This window comes from Gardnerella pickettii (genome assembly GCF_029226345.1).
GTDB classification, from domain to species: domain Bacteria; phylum Actinomycetota; class Actinomycetes; order Actinomycetales; family Bifidobacteriaceae; genus Bifidobacterium; species Bifidobacterium piotii.
Map to the genome: position 1 here is coordinate 401020 of NZ_JAKNCU010000001.1, position 17888 is coordinate 418907.

16 protein-coding genes are annotated in these 17888 nt (G+C 43.1%); 14 read left to right on the forward strand and 2 right to left on the reverse strand.

The features are described from left to right. The 5 genes from MAF46_RS01510 to MAF46_RS01530 all read left to right on the forward strand — a co-directional run bounded on the left by MAF46_RS01510 (nucleotide 1) and on the right by MAF46_RS01530 (nucleotide 4836). Nucleotides 1–240, forward strand: a complete 240-nt coding sequence (locus MAF46_RS01510; RefSeq protein ID WP_004120033.1) for a hypothetical protein — start codon at nucleotides 1–3, stop codon at nucleotides 238–240. Between the two features lie 10 nt (nucleotides 241–250). After that, entirely contained in the window at nucleotides 251–628 is a 378-nt protein-coding gene (locus MAF46_RS01515; RefSeq protein ID WP_004114894.1) for a hypothetical protein, read from the forward strand. 71 nt (nucleotides 629–699) lie between these two features. Beyond that, on the forward strand, nucleotides 700–1407 hold the full coding sequence (orn, locus tag MAF46_RS01520; protein WP_018623796.1) for an oligoribonuclease: 708 nt from the start codon (nucleotides 700–702) through the stop codon (nucleotides 1405–1407). Between the two features lie 66 nt (nucleotides 1408–1473). Further along, entirely contained in the window at nucleotides 1474–2928 is a 1455-nt protein-coding gene (locus tag MAF46_RS01525) for a PIF1 family DEAD/DEAH box helicase (protein WP_060785506.1), read from the forward strand. A 78-nt stretch (nucleotides 2929–3006) separates the two neighbouring features. After that, the gene (locus MAF46_RS01530; RefSeq protein WP_060785505.1) at nucleotides 3007–4836 is read left to right on the forward strand and encodes a proline--tRNA ligase; all 1830 of its coding nucleotides are present in this window, start codon (nucleotides 3007–3009) and stop codon (nucleotides 4834–4836) included. Between the two features lie 236 nt (nucleotides 4837–5072). On the opposite strand, the gene MAF46_RS01535 is transcribed toward MAF46_RS01530, so the two are convergent. Together MAF46_RS01535 and MAF46_RS01540 are read right to left on the reverse strand one after the other, a co-directional pair. Further along, the gene (locus tag MAF46_RS01535) at nucleotides 5073–5663 is read right to left on the reverse strand and encodes a single-stranded DNA-binding protein (RefSeq protein ID WP_004130628.1); all 591 of its coding nucleotides are present in this window, start codon (nucleotides 5661–5663) and stop codon (nucleotides 5073–5075) included. 369 nt (nucleotides 5664–6032) lie between these two features. Beyond that, the gene (locus MAF46_RS01540) at nucleotides 6033–8165 is read right to left on the reverse strand and encodes a M13 family metallopeptidase (RefSeq protein WP_060785504.1); all 2133 of its coding nucleotides are present in this window, start codon (nucleotides 8163–8165) and stop codon (nucleotides 6033–6035) included. Between the two features lie 91 nt (nucleotides 8166–8256). On the opposite strand from MAF46_RS01540, the gene map reads away from it, so the two are divergent. From map to MAF46_RS01585, 9 genes are all read left to right on the forward strand, one after another. Further along, the gene (map, locus tag MAF46_RS01545) at nucleotides 8257–9030 is read left to right on the forward strand and encodes a type I methionyl aminopeptidase (RefSeq protein ID WP_060785503.1); all 774 of its coding nucleotides are present in this window, start codon (nucleotides 8257–8259) and stop codon (nucleotides 9028–9030) included. A gap of 93 nt (nucleotides 9031–9123) precedes the next feature. Further along, the gene (gene prfB, locus MAF46_RS01550; RefSeq protein ID WP_004130635.1) at nucleotides 9124–10245 is read left to right on the forward strand and encodes a peptide chain release factor 2; all 1122 of its coding nucleotides are present in this window, start codon (nucleotides 9124–9126) and stop codon (nucleotides 10243–10245) included. Between the two features lie 111 nt (nucleotides 10246–10356). After that, on the forward strand, nucleotides 10357–11658 hold the full coding sequence (gene ftsE, locus MAF46_RS01555) for a cell division ATP-binding protein FtsE (protein WP_060785502.1): 1302 nt from the start codon (nucleotides 10357–10359) through the stop codon (nucleotides 11656–11658). Further along, on the forward strand, nucleotides 11658–12581 hold the full coding sequence (gene ftsX / locus MAF46_RS01560) for a permease-like cell division protein FtsX (RefSeq protein WP_004130639.1): 924 nt from the start codon (nucleotides 11658–11660) through the stop codon (nucleotides 12579–12581). The genes ftsE and ftsX overlap by 1 nt, the downstream gene beginning before the upstream one ends. Nucleotides 12582–12786: 205 nt before the next feature. Further along, nucleotides 12787–14103 (forward strand): CHAP domain-containing protein, encoded by a 1317-nt coding sequence (locus tag MAF46_RS01565; RefSeq protein WP_230953874.1) that lies wholly within the window; start codon nucleotides 12787–12789, stop codon nucleotides 14101–14103. A 53-nt stretch (nucleotides 14104–14156) separates the two neighbouring features. Then, entirely contained in the window at nucleotides 14157–14645 is a 489-nt protein-coding gene (gene smpB, locus MAF46_RS01570) for an SsrA-binding protein SmpB (protein ID WP_004130644.1), read from the forward strand. Between the two features lie 250 nt (nucleotides 14646–14895). Continuing rightward, nucleotides 14896–15831: an ABC transporter substrate-binding protein gene (locus MAF46_RS01575; protein WP_004132871.1), complete on the forward strand. Its 936-nt coding sequence runs from the start codon at nucleotides 14896–14898 to the stop codon at nucleotides 15829–15831. A gap of 129 nt (nucleotides 15832–15960) precedes the next feature. Next, nucleotides 15961–16956 carry an amino acid ABC transporter permease gene (locus tag MAF46_RS01580; RefSeq protein WP_275883736.1) on the forward strand — a complete coding sequence of 332 codons (996 nt, stop codon included), beginning with the start codon at nucleotides 15961–15963 and terminating at the stop codon, nucleotides 16954–16956. A gap of 82 nt (nucleotides 16957–17038) precedes the next feature. Beyond that, nucleotides 17039–17860, forward strand: a complete 822-nt coding sequence (locus tag MAF46_RS01585; RefSeq protein WP_004130647.1) for an amino acid ABC transporter ATP-binding protein — start codon at nucleotides 17039–17041, stop codon at nucleotides 17858–17860. Nucleotides 17861–17888: the final 28 nt, after the last annotated feature.

The window sequence follows — 17888 nt, forward strand, 5'->3', positions numbered from 1 at the left end:
GTGGAAGTAGTGAAAGATTATGACGTTCGTCTTGATAGTAAAAAGCGTGTAACTCTGCGCGGAGCTAAATACCCTTATTACAATGTTAAAGAATGTGATAACGGTTGTATTTTATTAGAACCTCGTGAGCTTACTATTCCTAAGAGTATCTCTTCTAAAACTCTTAAAAGTATGGATGAAGCAATCCGCAATTTTAAGATTGGCAAAGTCTCTGAACCAGTTGATCTTTCTGACTTCTAGGAGTAAGTGAATGAACTTCAATATTAGAATGGGTATTCCAGAGATGTCTAATATTTGGGAGAGATTGAAGAAAGAGTTTCTAGAAGGCAGTATAAGTAAAAAAGATCTTTCTCTTTATAAGAAATGGGGAAAATCTATGAAACTTTTATCTGAAAATCCAAGGCATCCAGGATTGCATACTCATGATATTGAAGAATTGACAAATAGATATGGTGTTAGAGTTTGGCAATCCTACTTGGAGAATAAAACAAGTAGTGCAATGAGAATGTATTGGGTTTATGGTCCAGATCATATGTCAATAACTATTATCGGTTTAGAGCCTCACCCTGAAGATAAGAAAAATGGATCATATTCTAGAATTTCACTTTCTGATATGCCAGAGATGTGATTTTAGCTGTTAGTCGTCGTTGGGAAGATGTAGGCTGATGGGTTCAAAAAAATATTAGGAAAGGAACGAAAATGGCAGAAGCTAAGGAAGATCTTACGTTTACGCCGGAAGAATCGCGTTTAATTTGGATTGATTGCGAGATGACGGGTCTCGATATTTTCCACGATGAATTATGCGAAGTGTCTGTAGTTCCAACTGACTTTAATTTGAAAGTTCTAGACGATGGCATTGATTTAGTGATTAAGCCAAGCGATGCTGCTGTGGCTCATATGAACGATTTTGTGCGCAATATGCACACATCTTCTGGTCTTGTTGACGAGTGGAATAAAAACGGTTTGCCTCTAGAAGAAGCACAAAAGCAGGTTGTTGAGTACGTAAAGCGCTTTTTGCCAGAGCACGGGAAAGCACATCTTGCTGGAAACTCCGTCGGCTCAGATAAAAAGTTCCTCGACCGCTACATGCCAGATTTAATGGCAAATTTGCATTACCGCGTAATCGACGTAAGCACGTTGAAGGAGATTTCGCGCAGACTTTACCCAGATGTTTACCGCAATAAGCCAGCAAAACACGGAGGTCATCGTGCGCTCGCGGATATTATTGAGTCGATTGACGAGTTGCGCTACTACCGCGATATGATGTTCGTTACAGCTCCAGGACCAAGCGAATCCCAGGCAAAAGCGGGAGCACAACACGTTGAAAGCACGAGTTTGCTTCGCGACTACGAGCGCCGAGGCGAAGCTCTAGAAGATGTAAATTCCGCAGAAAAGCGTGATTATTAAACCAAGCGTGATTATCAAACGCATTAAACGTAAATGCGCAAATAGCGCAAATAAAAGGTGCTGCCAATGAAGCAATCGGAAGCGTTAGAAATAATAAACGCAGGCGCAAGCGTGTTCTTAACAGGCGCTCCTGGGTCGGGAAAAACGTATGTTTTGAACCGTGCTGTGCGCTCAATGCGCGAAAACGGTTTAAGCGTTGCAGTAACGGCTTCAACGGGCATTGCAGCAACGCATTTGAACGGCCAAACCATTCACTCGTGGAGTGGAACAGGCGTTGCAAACGCGCTTACCGATTCGCTTCTTAAAACCATTAGAGCTCGGCGAGGAAAGCGCATAAAAGCCACAGACGTGCTTGTGTTGGATGAAGTTTCCATGATTCACGCTTGGCTTTTCGACATGGTTGACGAAGTATGCCGTAAAGTGCGCAAAAATGATTTGCCTTTTGGCGGCCTCCAAGTGGTGGTTTCTGGCGACTTCTTCCAGCTGCCGCCTGTTAGCACGTCTATGCGAAATCGCGATGTACTCGAGCCAAGCCCCGAGTTTATTGCGTCGCGAGAAAAGTATGCTGCTGCTGGCAAAAATCCAGAAGGCTATATTACGGAATCGTTTGCGTGGGATTCTCTAAAACCTGTTGTGTGCTATTTAACAGAGCAACACAGGCAAGATGATGGAAAGCTTCTTAGCGTTTTAACGGATATTCGAAGTGGTATTGTTAGTAATGAAGATAAGCAAGTTCTTGCTAGTCGACTTGGCGAATATCCTCAAGATAGCGAAGTTTCGGTTCATCTTTTTCCAACAAACGCGCAAGCGGACGGCTTAAATAATGTGCAACTTGCGTCGATTGATGCTGAGCCTCACGAATTTGTAGCAACGCAAGCTGGACCTAAAAATCTTGTAGAGCGCTTAAAAAAGAACATGCTTGCGCCTGAGCGTCTTGTATTAAAGGCTGGTGCTGCTGTAATGGCTTTGCGAAATGACCAAGATAAGCAATATGTGAACGGTTCTGTTGGACGCGTATTGCGATTTGCGCCTGAATCCAAAGGTGGCTGGCCAATTGTTGAGTTTGAAAACGGCAATATTGTTACTCTTAAGCCTGCTGCTTGGGAGATGACGGATGGCGAAACGGTTCTTGCTAGCGTAAATCAAGTGCCACTTAGATGCGCGTGGGGAATTACGATTCATAAGTCGCAAGGAATGACGCTTGATAGTGCTGTTATGGATTTGCGCCGTACTTTTGCGCCTGGAATGGGCTATGTTGCGCTTTCGCGCGTGGAAAATTTGAGTGGGCTTTATTTAGAGGGCATTAATGACCGCGCGTTTAGCGTTTGCGCGGATGCTGTGATTCTTGATGGCTCTTTGCGTGAAGCTTCCAAACGAGCTAGTGAGATTCTTGCAAATGATGGCGCTTGCGCGTTTACAAATAATGCAAATAGCGCAAATGGCGATTCTGCCGATCAGCAAGAGTTTGATATTTTCGCAAGTACTAGCAACGATGAGTTTGGATTCAATGACGAGTTTTAGTTGAAAATTACGTATTGTGAGTTTGTTTAGTAGTGTAAACAAGTGTTTATGTCCTCATGCGCAAATAGATTGGAACGCATGGGTTCTAATGTACTTCGTATGTCTAAGCTGTTCCTTCGTACGCTGCGCGAAGATCCAGCAGACGCGGACGTTAATTCCGCAAAACTTATGCAGCGCGCAGGCTACATTCGTAAATCTGCTCCAGGCGTGTGGACGTGGTTGCCACTTGGTCTAAAGGTACTTAACAAAGTTCAAGCGATTATTCGCGAAGAAATCAACGGTATTGGCGCTCAAGAAGTTCACTTCCCAGCGCTTCTTCCACGCGAGCCATACGAGGCTACAAACCGTTGGGAAGAGTACGGCGACAACATCTTCCGCCTTAAAGATCGCCATGAAGCTGACTATCTTCTTGCTCCAACGCACGAAGAAGTCTTTACTCTTCTTGTAAAAGATATGTATTCTTCGTACAAGGATTTGCCAGTTACTTTGTATCAGATTCAAACGAAGTATCGCGACGAATTCCGTCCGCGCGCAGGTCTTATTCGCGGACGCGAGTTTATTATGCAAGACGCTTACTCGTTCTCGATTGACGAAGATGGTTTGAAGTCTGCTTATGTTGAAGAGCGCGCTGCCTACGCTCGAATTTTTGACCGTTTAGGCATTAAATATGTGATTGTTCACGCTGTTTCTGGCCCTATGGGTGGATCGGATTCCGAGGAATTCTTGGCTCCAATGGCAATTGGCGAAGATACTTTTGCTCTTGCTCCTTCTGGAAAAGCTTGGAACGTTGAGGCTTTGACCACTCCAGAAATGCAAGATGTTGACTGCTCGGCAACTCCTGAAATGGAGGCTCTTGATACTCCAGATGCTAAGACGATTGAGGCTTTGGTTAAGGTTTCCAACGATTTGCATCCGCGTAAAGATGGTCGCGAATGGCAAGCCTCCGACACTTTGAAGAACTTGATTATTGCTGTTAAGCACCCGGCTGATGCTGAGGGTGGTGAGCACGAGGAACCATGGCGCGAAATCGTTGCTATTGGTATTCCAGGAGATCGCCAAGTAGATATGAAGCGTCTTGAAGCTCAATTTGCTCCTGCAGAAATCGAAGAAGCAACTGAGGATGACTTAAAGTCTCATCCTGAGTTTGTAAAGGGCTATATTGGCGCTGGCGTATTAGGTCCACAAGCTCGCAAAGATGGTAGCAAGGTTGCTTGCCCTGTTCGCTACTTGATGGATGCTCACGTTGCAAAGGGAAGCACCTGGATTACAGGAGCTGATGAAGACGGCAAGCATGTTTACAACGCTGTTTACGGCCGCGATTTTGAGGCTGACGGCGTTGTTGAGGCGGCCCAGGTTCGCGATGGAGATATGAGCCCAGATGGTTCTGGTCCGCTTAGCTTTGAGCGCGGTGTGGAAATCGGACAGGTGTTCCAGCTTGGCTTAAAGTATTCTAAGGCTTTGGGCTTAAGCGTTCTTAACGAAAACGGCAAAGCTGTGCCAGTTTGGATGGGCTGCTACGGTATTGGCGTTAGCCGCGTGATTGCGTGCCTTGCAGAAACACATCACGATGAAGCTGGCCTTGCATGGCCTATGGCGATTGCTCCAGCTCAAGTTCACGTTGTTGCTACTGGCAAAGATCAAGTTGCTTTCGATGCTGCTGAAAAGGTTGTTGAAGAGCTTAGCAAGCAGGGAATCGAAGTAATCTTCGACGATCGTCCAAAGGTTTCTCCAGGCGTAAAGTTTAAGGACGCGGAGCTTGTTGGTGTGCCTTTGATTGCTGTAGCTGGCCGAGATACTGTGAACAATGGCACGATTGAAATCCGTGATCGCAACGGTTCAAATGTTGAAGCAGTTCCAGTGGATGAGGCTGCTAGACGCATTGTAGAGCGCGTTCGCGAGCAATTATAATCCAATAACTTGTAACAGCTAATTAGCAATCAGCGATTAAGTGATTAGCGATCAGCGATTAAACAATTGAACGATTAAAACAATATTGCCGTTGATATAATGCTTTGCACATTTGCTATTTGCATATTTTGTATGTGTGCGCATTATTTTCAGCGGCAATATTGCTATGAATGATATTAATAAAAATTTTCAAGAACACGATGCTTGAGTCTAATGTTTAATATTATTAGACTTTTCTAAAAGTCATTGGCGCCTCCTTCAATATCGTTGTATTCTTCTTCATCTAAGTGGCCTCCAAAATCATTTATCTCTTCATTTTCTTGAGAATTTTCTTGAGAATTAGAAGAATTTGATTTAGAAGACATTGGATTTTTCATTGCAAAGTTTTGATTTCGACTATCTCCATTTTCGCTATAGTCTGTGTTTTTAGAATCTACGTTTGCAACGTTTCTGTTTCTAGCATACGAAGTCTTAGTAAATTCACTGATTCCGCGATTTAGGTCGTGTCCGATTGATGTTGCTTCTAGAACCACTCGCGATCGGTCTTCTCCATCTTTGTGCCAAGATTCCGTATTTAAATTTCCGCAAACTACGATTGCATCTCCCTTATGCACGCTTTTTAACACGTTTGATGCTAGCGACTTGTACGCTTTTACAGTCATCCATGTTGTTGGACGCTCCTTCCATGCTTTTTCTTCGTTATGATAGTAAGAAGATGTGCTTCCAATTCTTAGTGAGCATGCGGGCGAGTTTTCATTTCGACTAAAGTTTACAGGGTCGCTTCCAACGTATCCGCTGATTGTTAATGTTGCTTGTTGCTGTGCCATATTTTTCAACCTTTCAAGAGTTTGGACTGCGACTAATTTAAGTCTCGAAGTTCATCGCGCAAAACCGTGTTGATTATCGTGGCTTTTGGCAAATTCGCCGCAGTAGAATCAACTATGAATTATGGAAAATAGTTGTGCAATATATTTTTATAAATGTGGTTAAAGCCTATGTTTTATTCACATTGATTAAAAAGTCTTGACAAAATATGCGAAAGCTAGTATGGAAAACCAGATAGTTGAGTAGCACAGATGTTAAATAGCGCATATAGTTAACTTAATACAAAAAAGCCTGCTTACGCATTAAACGTTTGCAGGCTTTTTGTTTATATTATTTGTTTATATTATTTGCGACTTACAAAATGTTGCGATTTACCAAATGTGTACGCGCTCGCTTGGGTCGAGCCACATCTCGTCGCCTTCTTTAACGTCGAATGCGTTGTAGAACAAGTCAACGTTGCGCGCAATGCCGTTAGTGCGGCACTCTGCAGGGGAGTGCGGGTCGATTTGAAGGTATTGCTCCGCAATCTCGTTACGAGACTTTGAACGCCACACAAGCGCGTAGCTTAAGAAGAATCGTTGCAAAGCAGTGAAGCCATCTACCTTAGGGGCGTTAAGCAAAGTTTCGCGAATTGCATCGTCACTTCCGTCAATCTCTTGACCATTGCTCTTTTGCAAAGCAAAAGCGTACGCTTTAAGCGCAATAGTTACGCCGCTTAGATCGCCAATATTTTCGCCGATTGTTAAAGCGCCATTTACGTGAGGCATTGCATTGCGCTCTTCTTTGCTCTTTAAGTGAGAATACTTAACAATAAGCTGCGTTGGCGTAAAAGCATTGTATTGCTCAATAAGCGCTTTAGTGCGCTCAGTGAAGTTGGTTTTATCTTCTTCAGTCCACCAATTGTTAAGCACGCCGTCGCCATCGTATTCGCAACCTTGATCGTCAAAACCGTGGCCGATTTCGTGGCCAATTACTGCACCAATAGCGCCGTAGTTTGCTGCGTCTGGAGCGCTTGGGCTAAAGAATGGCGGTTGCAAAATCGCAGCTGGGAACACGATTACGTTAAGTAGCGGATCGTAGTAAGCGTTTACAGTTTGCGGAGTCATCTGCCACTCTTCGCGATCAACAGGATTTCCAGCTTTTGCAGTATACCTGCCGAAAACAAATCGAGAAACTTCGCGCATATTCTCAATTAAGCCAGCGTCTTCCTTAATGTTTAGCGCAGAGTAGTCAATCCAATGATTTGTGTAACCAATATTTGGCTCAAACTTGCTAAGCTTTTCCAAAGCTTTTGCCTTAGTCTCTTCGCCAAGCCAGCTGCTGTGAGAAATCGACTCGCGGTATGCGTTAATAAGATTGCTAACTAAGCCTTCCATATACTTTTTAGAAGACTCAGGGAAGTGCAGACGCACGTATTCGCGGCCAACTTCTTCGCCGCAAGCGTCGTCAACAACTCCGATTGCGCGCTTCCAGCGGTCGCGTGGCTTGGTGGCGCCAGAAAGCACTTTGCCGTAGAAGTCGAATCTAGCTCCAGCAAAGTCCTCGCTTAACATGCTTGCCCAGCACAAAATCACATGAACGCGTGCCCAAAGCTTTAGATCTTCTAAGTCGGCTTCTTGCCAAATCTTATTCAATCCTTCTATAAAGCTTGGCTCGTGAACTACTACTTTGCTAAAAGCTTTACGAAAATCTATTGGCTGATTCTTTGCTTCTTCCGAGTTATCGTAAGATTTTTGAGCAGCATCTAAGAAGGCGTCAAGATTTAACGCTTCAAGCGTTTTTGCCAAATCCGCATAATCGTAAGGATTATAAGTTTTTTGAGAATCGCGTGTTGCTACATTATCCCAATGGTTGCTTGCGATTTGTGTTTCCACCTTCAAAAAACGTTCCGATTGCTCGCTTGTAGTAGTGGCATCTCCGTAACCTGCTAATCGCAGCAACTTTGCTACCATTTTTACGTATTCAGCGCGAATCGGAGCGTAATTATCTTCGCGGTAATATGCTTCGTCTGGCAAGCCCAATCCAGCCTGCTCAATATGCATAATATTCGTCTTAGGGTCTTTAGGGTCTCCGCAAACGCCAAAAGCAAACATTGCATTTGGGCCGCCGTATGGAGTAAGAGAAGCAATAGTGCGAACCAATTCTTCTTTGCTGCTTGCCGCATCAACAGCGTCTAAATCGCCCTTGATTGGCGTGATTCCAGCTTTTTCAATAGATGCAGTATCTAAATAGTTGCGGTATAAGATTCGCGACTTTTTGGCTGGGCAATCTTCGCTTTCTAAAATATCTCGAATTTGCGTCTCTGCATCTTCTGCAAGCTTGTAGAAAGCACCAAACATTGGCTTATCTTCTGGAAGAGTGTAAGTGTCAATCCAAGGACCGTTTACGTAGCGGAATAAATCGTCTTGTGGTCGAATAACTGAAGAGAAGGAAGCTGGGTCAAAATTTACAGCAGAAATTTCCTTCTGCGATTCTTTATTATTATTTTCATTGTTATTAGGCATGTGCCTAGATTACAAGTATTAAGCGACATCATTGGCTAGTATTTTCGCCATATTTTGTGCTATTTTCGTGCCTGCGCGTTAGTCTTAAATCATGATTGAACTTAAAACTCCATCCGAGATTGAAGCTATGAAGCCTGCGGGTCGCTTCGTTGGTAGTATTCTTAAAGATTTACAAGCAATGACAAAAGTTGGAACAAATCTTCTTGAGATTGATGACTTTGTTCGCCAACGCATTATGAGCCGTAAAGGTGCATCTTCTTGCTATGTTGATTACGCTCCTGATTTTGGAACTGGTCCTTTTGCGCACTACATTTGCACTTCTGTAAACGATGCTGTTCTTCATGGCGTTCCTTTTGATTACAACCTTAAAGACGGCGATTTGCTAACGCTTGACTTAGCGATTAACGTTGACGGATGGGTTGGAGATTCTGCTGTTAGCTTTGTTGTTGGAAAGCATGCGGATCCTGAGGATTTGCGATTGATTAAGTGCACGGAGGAAGCGCTGGAAGCTGGCATTAACATGGCTCAGCCAGGCAACCGTCTTGGGGATATTTCTGCAGCTATTGGATGCGTTGCTCACGAGTATGGTTACAGCGTAAATCTTGAGTTTGGAGGTCACGGAGTAGGCCATATTATGCATGGCGATCCGCACGTTCCTAACGATGGCACAGCTCACCACGGCTACAAGCTTCGCCCAGGCTTGGTTATTGCTATTGAGCCGTGGTTCTTAAAGACTACTGACGAGATTTATCAAGATCCAAAAGACGGTTGGACTCTTCGATCTGCTGACGGTTCGCGCGGTGCTCATAGCGAGCATACGATTGCAATTACGGAGAATGGTCCAGAGATTTTGACTGTTCGCTAAACTTTTAATAGTAATTGTGTAAAGCGTTAAATAGCGTTAAATAGTAATTGCGTAAAACGAACATAATAAAACATAAAGAGGTACTTTAAGTAAATGGCGGAATTTGATTTTGCTCAAGCGTTAAATGATGTTGAAGCAAAGTATTCTTCGATTTCTAAAGCAATAGATATTGATTCGCTTAAGTCTACGATTGCAGATTTAGAAAAGCAAGCTGCACAGCCTGGACTTTGGGACGATTCTGAGCACGCTCAGCAAGTTACGAGTAAGCTTTCGGCAGCTCAGTCTCAATTAAAGCGTTTGCAAGCTGTAGATCAGCGCATTGAAGATGCTAAAACTTTGATTGAGCTTGGGCAAGAAGAAGGCGATGCCGATTCTATGAGCGAGGCTCAAGAGGAGCTTGGCGCTATTGCTCACGAGTTGGACGATATGGAAGTACAAACTCTTCTTGACGGAGAATACGACGCGCGTGCAGCTGTAGTTACTATTAGATCTGGCGCTGGTGGCGTGGATGCTGCTGATTTTGCGCAAATGCTTCTTAGAATGTACTTGCGCTGGGCAGAGCGAAATGGCTACAAAACTAAGATGATGGACACGTCTTATGCGGAAGAAGCTGGTATTAAATCTGCGACTTTCCAAGTGGATGCTCCATATGCGTATGGTCGTCTTTCCGTAGAAGGCGGCACTCACAGAATGGTTCGTATATCTCCATTCGATAATCAAGGCAGGCGTCAAACTGGCTTTAGTGCCGTGGAAGTAATCCCACTTGTTGAAGCTACGGATCATATTGATATTCCAGATTCAGACATTCGCGTAGATACTTTCCAAGCGTCTGGTCCTGGCGGACAAGGCGTAAATACTACGTATTCTGCTGTTCGTATTACCCATTTGCCTACTGGTTTGGTTGTTTCTATGCAAGATGAGCGCAGCCAGATTCAGAACCGTGCCGCTGCAATGGCAGTTTTGCAATCGCGTTTGCTTGTGTTAAAGCATGCGGAAGAAGCAGCGAAAAAGAAGGAGCTTGCTGGAGATATTAAGGCAAGTTGGGGAGACCAAATGCGCTCCTACGTTCTTCACCCGTACCAGATGGTAAAGGATTTGCGCACAGGCTACGAAACTTCGCAAACTCAAGCTGTTTTTGACGGAGATATTGACGGTTTCATTGAAGCTGGCATTCGATGGAGGCACGAGCAGCGAGTTGCTGCAAAGCGCGGATAATTGCGTCTAGGTTGTTTTGACTTAGCGTAAAGCGCCTAAAATCAAAAACAATCTATAAGATAGTAAAAAGTAAAGAATATCGTTCAATAGTTCGTAAAGGAAAATGCAGATATGTCTCTGATTTCGCTAGAACATGTGTCGAAGATTTATCCTAAGGGCACGCGTCCTGCTTTGGACGATATTTCTTTAGACGTTGATCGCGGCGACTTTGTGTTTCTTGTGGGTGCTTCTGGGTCTGGTAAGACAACGCTTTTGAGTTTGCTTTTGCGAGAAGAAGAAGCCACAAAAGGCGAGATTCACGTTGCTGGCAATGACTTGAGGCGACTGGTAAATCGCCAGGTTCCGCAGTATAGAAGGTCGCTCGGTTTTATTTTTCAGGATTATAAGCTGCTTAATAATAAAACTGTGTATCAAAATGTGGCTTTTGCACTAGAGGTTATTGGCACGAGCCGCTCTACGATTAAGTCGCTTGTTCCGCGAGTTTTGGAAACAGTTGGTTTAACTGGCAAGGAGAATAATTATCCGCACGAGCTTTCGGGTGGAGAGGCTCAGCGAGTTGCCATTGCGCGCGCGTACGTTAATCATCCGCAAATTCTTCTTGCAGACGAGCCTACTGGAAACTTGGATCCTACAACTTCGCTTGGAATTATGGAAGTTTTGGACGCCATTAATCGCACGGGTACTACGATTGTTATGGCTACGCACAATGAGGAAATTGTTAACTCTATGCGAAAGCGCGTTGTGGAGCTTCATTCTGGTCATATTGTGCGAGATGAGCGCGAGGGTTCTTACGATTCTGCGCTTTACTTCCCAGACGCAGATGTTGAGCAAAAGTCGAAAGCTCAACAAGCTGTAGAAGGAGACTCCATTAGTGCTGCTGTTGCTGATTCTAAGGGCGATTCTAAGAGCGGTTCAAATGGCGGTTCAAATGGCGAATCTAGCTCAAATACTAATAGTCAATCGTCTATAAATGCAAATGGTTTTGATGAGTCGCAAGAAAATTATCGTTTTATGTCTAAACGTGCAAAGCGTGCAGTTCAAGCAAAAAAGGCAATGGATGCTGTTGCTCAAACTTTGCAAAATGGGTCCGAAAATAATGAGGGCATTGCTCGTCTTGCGCAATCTGTTCATTCTGGCAGAACGGGTAGATATGGCGAGGTTTTTCAGCCTTTAGAAACAACTATGACTTGGGGGCGTGGGCTTTCGATTCCGCCTGCTCCTCCTGCAAAAAAGTCAGAAGATAAGGGTGATGCCAGTAGGGTTGACGAGTCGAATGAAACAAGCTCTAATAGCAAAGCTAGCGATAGTGAAGCGAATAAAACAGAAGTAAATAAAACAGAAGCGAATAAAAGCGAAGAGAATAAAACAGAAGTGAATAATAGCGAAAATCTTAAGAACGAAGGAGACGAGTAATGCGATTGCGATTCATATTCTCCGAAACGTGGATTAGTTTACGCAGAAACGTTTCTATGATTATTTCGGTAATGCTCGTTACCTTCATATCGTTCTTGTTTATAGGCGCATCTGTTCTTATGCAAGCACAAATCACAAAAGCTAAGGGCGATTGGTACGACAAAGTAGAAGTGGTCGCGTGGCTTTGCCCAGATGGCACGAGTCAGGCAGCGTCTTGCGCTTCTGGAAAAGCTCCAACAAAGAGCGAAATCGTAAAGTTAGAAAACATTATTAACCAAGAACTTGGCTCAGACGTTTCAAACATAACTTACGTTAGCAGAAGTGAGTTTTATAAAAACACTTTTCTTAAGCAATATCCTAATGGCTTATATCAAGGCCGCACTTTAACGGCTGCAGATATGCAAGATTCCTTGCGACTAAAGCTTACAAATCCAACAAAATATCAAGTTGTTTCCGAGGTTCTTTCTGGTCGTGAAGGCGTAGAAGAAGTTGTGGACCAAAGGCAGATTTTTGACCCCGTGTTTAGTGTTTTGAATCACGCAACAGCTGTGACTATTGTTCTTGCTGCAGTTATGGTTGTTGTTGCGATTATGCTTACAGGTACTACGATTCGCATGTCTGCGGCTTCTAGAAAGCAAGAGACAGAGATTATGCGACTTGTTGGCGCTTCTAATTGGACGATTCGCATGCCGTTTATTTTAGAAGGAGCGTTTGCTTCTCTTATAGGATCTTTGCTATCTGGGTGCGCGCTAAGTGTTGTTGTTAAAGTGTTTATTACGGATTGGCTTGCACAAAACGTTCGTTGGATGCCGTTTGTTAATCAAGCAACTGTTTGGATGACTGTTCCAGCGTTGGTTATTGGAGCTGTTTTGCTTTCAATAATCGCTTCTGCGTTTGCTTTGAGGCGATATTTGCAAGCGTAAATCGTCTTAAATATAAATATAAGTGATATAAAACTTAAGATTGGTTTGAAACGCTTACGGTTAATAAGATTTTTAATGTATAATTCGCATTAGTGCTTGTAAAGGTTGAAAGGAAAGCAAGTTGGGTAGAAAGTTTGAAAGCAAAGGATGCTATTTTTACTATTCTAAACGCGTTGTTACTAGCGTGATTGCGCTAGGCGTTCTTATGCTTTCTGCATTTACTATTCTACTTGCGTATACTCCTTTGCGTGCGAATGCTGTAACAATGCAAGATTACAACAGAAAAGTGCAAAGTAATGCGGCTCTTAGAAAGCAATTGGCTGGAGTTAGTAAGCAGCTTGCAGATAAGATTTTAGAGCTTAATGATATTAACGAGCATCAAATTCCAAACCAGATTCGAGCAGCTCAACAGGCTCAAGATCAAGCGCAACAAGCAATGAGTCTTGTTGAATCAACAAATCAACGTTTGCAATCTGCTCAAAAAGATAAGCGCGATTTGGAAGAAAAGATTAAAAAAACTGGCGAAGATTTTGACGACGCAAAGGCTGCTGTGGCTCAGCTTGCGCGAAAAAGTTTCCACGGTTCAAACGCTTCTAATGTAATGGCTATGGTAACCAATTCAACAACTACCGAGCAATTTGTTGGAAAACTTCAATCGGAAGCTGCTGTTGTTCGTAGTGAGGCGAATGCTGCTAACGATGCTGCTGTTACTTTGAACAACTCAATGAATAGGCGTCAGCGTTTGGCTGCTATAGAAGATGAGATTCAAAAATTAAAGCAAAAAGCTCAAGACCAGGCACAAAGCGCGCAAGCTGCAGCAAAAGCTGCTGTAGATAAGCAGCGTTCTTTGCAAAATTTGCGAGACCAGGGAAGTGTTCTTAGAAAGCAGTTGGAAAGTCAAAAGAACAGTCTTACGTCTCGTACTGCTCGTGAGGCTGCAGAAATCGTTGCGTTAAAGTCTCAAATCGACGCTCAAGCTAGGGCTTTGGCTGCGTCTGCTGCAGCTCGCATGAATCCAAATGCTAATCGCCAACAAATGCGTGGTGGTGGCTGGAGTGCGCCTTATTTGCCTGCGTTGCCTCTTTCTAATGGTGCTGCAAGTGGTATGAATTACTCAGTTCCTGGCAATTGCCATGCTGGTTCTGGTAATTGCTACGGACATAATACTGGTAATACTGCTGGAGGTTCTGCATACCCTGCTCGCCAGTGCACGCTTTGGGCATATTTGCGTAGGTCGCAGCTTGGTTTGCCTGTTGGATCATTTATGGGAAACGGCGCAGAGTGGGCAAATTCTGGGCGCAGACTCGGTTATCTTGTAAATCGCACTCCACACGTTGGTGCCGTTATGGTGTTTTCTAGAGGTGCTGCTGGGTCCGACCCTACGTACGGCCATGTTGCTGTTGTTGAGCGTGTAAATTCCGATGGCTCCGTGCTTATATCCGAAGGCGGTGTTGGGTTTGCAACTTTCCCGTCTTATAGGACTATCAGCAATGCTGGAAACTATGAGTACGTTCACTATTAATTTTTAATTTTTATGATTTGATTTAGGTATGACTCGATTTAGGTTGGTGTAGTTTGGATAAGAAACCTGGTTCAGATGGTACTTTAACTGTTGCGAGGAATAAGAAAGCTAATCACGACTATGCGATTGAAGATTGCTACGAAGCAGGTATTGCGCTTACTGGAACCGAAGTTAAGTCTTTACGAGAAGGTCGAGCTTCTTTAGCTGAAGCGTTTGTAAATATTGATAGACGTGGTGAGATTTGGCTAGAAGGTGCAAATATTCCAGAGTATCTAAATGGAACGTGGAATAATCATGCTCCTAAGCGCAAGCGCAAGTTACTTCTTCATGCTGTTCAAATTGCTAAGCTTTCTAGGCAGATTGAAGCTAAAGGTTATACGATTGTGCCTTTGAGGATTTATTTTAAGGGCAGCTACGCTAAAGTTGAGATTGCTTTGGCGCGAGGCAAAAAAGAGTACGATAAGCGACAAGCGTTGCGCGAGGAACAAGATAAGCGCGAGGCTTTGCGTGCTATGCGATACAAGAATATGCAATCTAGGTGATTCATGTATTGGGTCTATAAACGACACGCCGTATATTATTCATTTTTACGAATAATATACGGCTTTTTGATTTTGTAATTCGTTATTTTTCGCTATTTTTCAGCATATGCGTGTATGGCAATTTGTGAATATTCAGTTTTTGCATTTTAATAATCGCAATTTAGTAGCGATATCGTGTATAGTTATGCATATCACTGTAAATTATAAGTTATTTATTCTTTAAGACTGAAGGATTGAACAGGAGAAGAAAATGCTTAAGTCAAATAAGATTTTTAAGTCAATTAAGTCAATTAAGCCAATTGCTGCAATTGCAACGCTTGCATTGATTGGATGCACATGCGCATGCGGACCTGCTGATTCTAAAGCAGCAGATCCAGATGTGGCACGCAGCTACGATGTAAGCAAAGTTCAAAAAGACGAAGAGATTGCAAAGCTTGTTCCAGAAAGCGTTGCAAAAACTGGCGAACTAACTGTTGGCGTAAATGTTAGCTATGCTCCTGCAGAATTCTTTGCTGCCGATGGCAAAACCCCAGTCGGCTACGAAATCGACTTTTCTAAAGCGCTAGCAAAGTTGATGGGCTTAAAGGCCAAGATTATGCATGCTCAGTTTGATTCCATTATTCCAGCAATCGGAAGCAAGTATAACGTTGGAATCTCTGGCTTTACAGTCAACGCTGAACGTATGAAGTCCGTTGATTTTGTAACGTACGCAAACGCTGGTTTATCTTTTGAAGTTCGTAAAGGCAATCCAACTAAGGTGGATCCAAAGAATCTTTGCGGTAAAAAAGTTACATTAGAAACTGGCACTGTTGGCGAGCCAATCATGGAAGAAGCCAAAAAGCAATGCAAGGCGAATAACAATAAGCCGCTAGAAATCTTAAGCTTTAAGGATCAAACAGATGCCACTACAGCTTTGCTTTCTGGCCGCGCAGATGTTATGTATGCCGATACTCCTGTTGCTGGATACGCTGCAATAAAGAATAGCGGAAAGCTAGAGATTCTAGAAAGCAGCAACGACGCTGAGCCAATGGGTGCAGCCGTTAAGAAGGGCGATGCTAAAATGCTAAAGCTTATTAAGGCTGCAATCGATAAGCTTATGAAGAATGGTGTTTACAAAGACATTCTAAAGAAGTGGGGCGTTGAAAACGTTGCCATTAAGGAATCGCAAGTAAACCCAGAAGTATGATCTTAAAGTTGGCGTGCGTTTACAGTTACTGCATAAGTAAAATCGCACGCCAATTTTTGTATTTAATCTATAGTGATTGCTAGTTAGTAATTTGCATATGTTGCAACCAAAAGCCTTTATGGAGAAAGTATGTTTAACAGTTTAAATAAAAAGCCTTTGCAAAATTCGCAAGGGAACGAGCGCATTTTGCCAGTTAAAAATCCTGGACCAATCGTAGCTGGCATAATCGTAGCTATAATCGCATGCTCGCTGCTTTATTCTATAGTCACAAATCCGCGATTTGAGTGGGATGTTGTTGGAATTTATCTTATAAGCAATAACGTTCTTGCTGGTATTGGTTGGACTTTGTTGTTGACTTTGCTTTCTATGGTTATTGCGATTGTTTTGGCTGTTTGTTTGGCTATGATGCGTAAGAGTGTTAATCCTGTTTTGCGTGGTGTTAGCTGGTTCTTTATTTGGTTTTTCCGTGGTACGCCTGTTTATACGCAGCTTGTTTTTTGGGGTATGTTTGCGGTTCTTGTTCCTAAGTTGAGTTTGGGTATTCCGTTTACGTCTGTTGAGTTTTTCTCGATTGATTCTAATGTTGTTATGACTTCTTTGAATGCTGCTGTTATTGGTTTGTCTCTTAATGAGGCTGCGTATTTGTCGGAGATTGTTCGTGCTGGCTTGGAGGCTGTGGATGCTGGTCAGGTTGAGGCTGCTCAGGCTTTGGGTATGGGTAGGTCTTTGACTATGCGTAGGGTTGTTTTGCCTCAGGCTATGCGTATTATTGTTCCGCCTTTGGGTAATGAGACTATTGGTATGCTTAAGACTACGTCTTTGGTTTTGGCTGTTCCTTTTACTTTGGAGCTTCAGTTTGCTACTAATGCTGTTGCTAATCGTATTTATAAGCCGATTCCTCTTCTTATTGTTGCTAGTGTTTGGTATTTGGTGATTACGTCTGTTTTGATGGTTTTGCAGGTTATGTTAGAAAAGCATTTTGGCAAAGGATTCGAAGCAAAAGACATTGTAAACAATAAGCAAATCAACTCGAATGCTGCAAAGCGTGGAGATAAGGCCATTAAAGCTGCTAGCGATGCAGTAAATGGTCGCAATAATGCAACAATGCTTGGATTTAACGCATAGTTGTATTGATTGCATAATGCATGCATAAATAAGTGCATTATAAATGATAAAATTCCATTAGTTTTATTAGATTTGAGGAAAAATGACTGATATTTTAACGGTTGATACACAAAGCCAAAATGTTACTAAAAGTGATACTCCAGCAGTAGTCATAGAGGATTTACACAAGTCCTTCGGCAATTTGCAAGTTCTTAAGGGAATTGATATGACTGTAAAGCCAGGAAGTGTAACAGTTATACTCGGTCCTTCGGGAAGTGGAAAGTCAACTTTGCTGCGATTAGTGAACCAGCTTGAAACAATCACATCTGGAAAAATCACCATTTACGGCGAGCGCATTGGTGTAAAAACTGTTGTTCGTAATGGAAAAGAAGCTTTGCAAGCGTTAAACGATAAAGAAATCGCAGCGCAGCGCGCAAAGCTTGGAATGGTGTTCCAGCGTTTTAACCTGTTTCCGCATATGACTGCTATTGAAAACGTTATGGAAGCTCCAGTTCACGTTTTGCATATGGATAAAATTGCAGCTCGCGATTTAGCTGTTAAAGAGCTTGAGCGTGTTGGAATGGCAGATCGCGTAGATCATTATCCTTCGCAACTTTCGGGCGGTCAGCAGCAGCGAGTGGCTATTGCTCGCGCGCTTGCTATGAAGCCAGAAATCATGCTTTTTGACGAGCCTACGTCTGCGCTAGACCCAGAGCTTGTTGGAGAAGTGCTTAATGTTATGCGCGACTTGGCAAACGATGGCATGACAATGATTGTTGTAACTCACGAGATTGGTTTTGCTAGAGAAGTGGCAGATCAAGTTGTGTTTATGGATGGCGGAAAAGTTGTTGAATGTGGAACGTCTGGGATTATTGATAATCCTCAAACTGAAAGATTTAAGGATTTTCTGCACAACGTTTTGTAAGCTTAATATATAAATGTGAATACGTAAA

Excerpts from the sequence above, each read along its gene's own strand:
- MAF46_RS01540 (WP_060785504.1), bottom strand. The coding sequence starts at position 8,165 with ATGCCTAATAACAATGAAAATAATAATAAAGAATCGCAGAAGGAAATT.
- MAF46_RS01535 (WP_004130628.1), bottom strand. The coding sequence starts at position 5,663 with ATGGCACAGCAACAAGCAACATTAACAATCAGCGGATACGTTGGAAGC.
- MAF46_RS01565 (WP_230953874.1), top strand. The coding sequence starts at position 12,787 with ATGCTTTCTGCATTTACTATTCTACTTGCGTATACTCCTTTGCGTGCG.
- MAF46_RS01515 (WP_004114894.1), top strand. The coding sequence starts at position 251 with ATGAACTTCAATATTAGAATGGGTATTCCAGAGATGTCTAATATTTGG.
- prfB (WP_004130635.1), top strand. The coding sequence starts at position 9,124 with ATGGCGGAATTTGATTTTGCTCAAGCGTTAAATGATGTTGAAGCAAAG.
- MAF46_RS01575 (WP_004132871.1), top strand. The coding sequence starts at position 14,896 with ATGCTTAAGTCAAATAAGATTTTTAAGTCAATTAAGTCAATTAAGCCA.
- MAF46_RS01525 (WP_060785506.1), top strand. The coding sequence starts at position 1,474 with ATGAAGCAATCGGAAGCGTTAGAAATAATAAACGCAGGCGCAAGCGTG.
- ftsX (WP_004130639.1), top strand. The coding sequence starts at position 11,658 with ATGCGATTGCGATTCATATTCTCCGAAACGTGGATTAGTTTACGCAGA.
- map (WP_060785503.1), top strand. The coding sequence starts at position 8,257 with ATGATTGAACTTAAAACTCCATCCGAGATTGAAGCTATGAAGCCTGCG.
- MAF46_RS01585 (WP_004130647.1), top strand. The coding sequence starts at position 17,039 with ATGACTGATATTTTAACGGTTGATACACAAAGCCAAAATGTTACTAAA.
- MAF46_RS01580 (WP_275883736.1), top strand. The coding sequence starts at position 15,961 with ATGTTTAACAGTTTAAATAAAAAGCCTTTGCAAAATTCGCAAGGGAAC.
- ftsE (WP_060785502.1), top strand. The coding sequence starts at position 10,357 with ATGTCTCTGATTTCGCTAGAACATGTGTCGAAGATTTATCCTAAGGGC.
- MAF46_RS01530 (WP_060785505.1), top strand. The coding sequence starts at position 3,007 with ATGGGTTCTAATGTACTTCGTATGTCTAAGCTGTTCCTTCGTACGCTG.
- orn (WP_018623796.1), top strand. The coding sequence starts at position 700 with ATGGCAGAAGCTAAGGAAGATCTTACGTTTACGCCGGAAGAATCGCGT.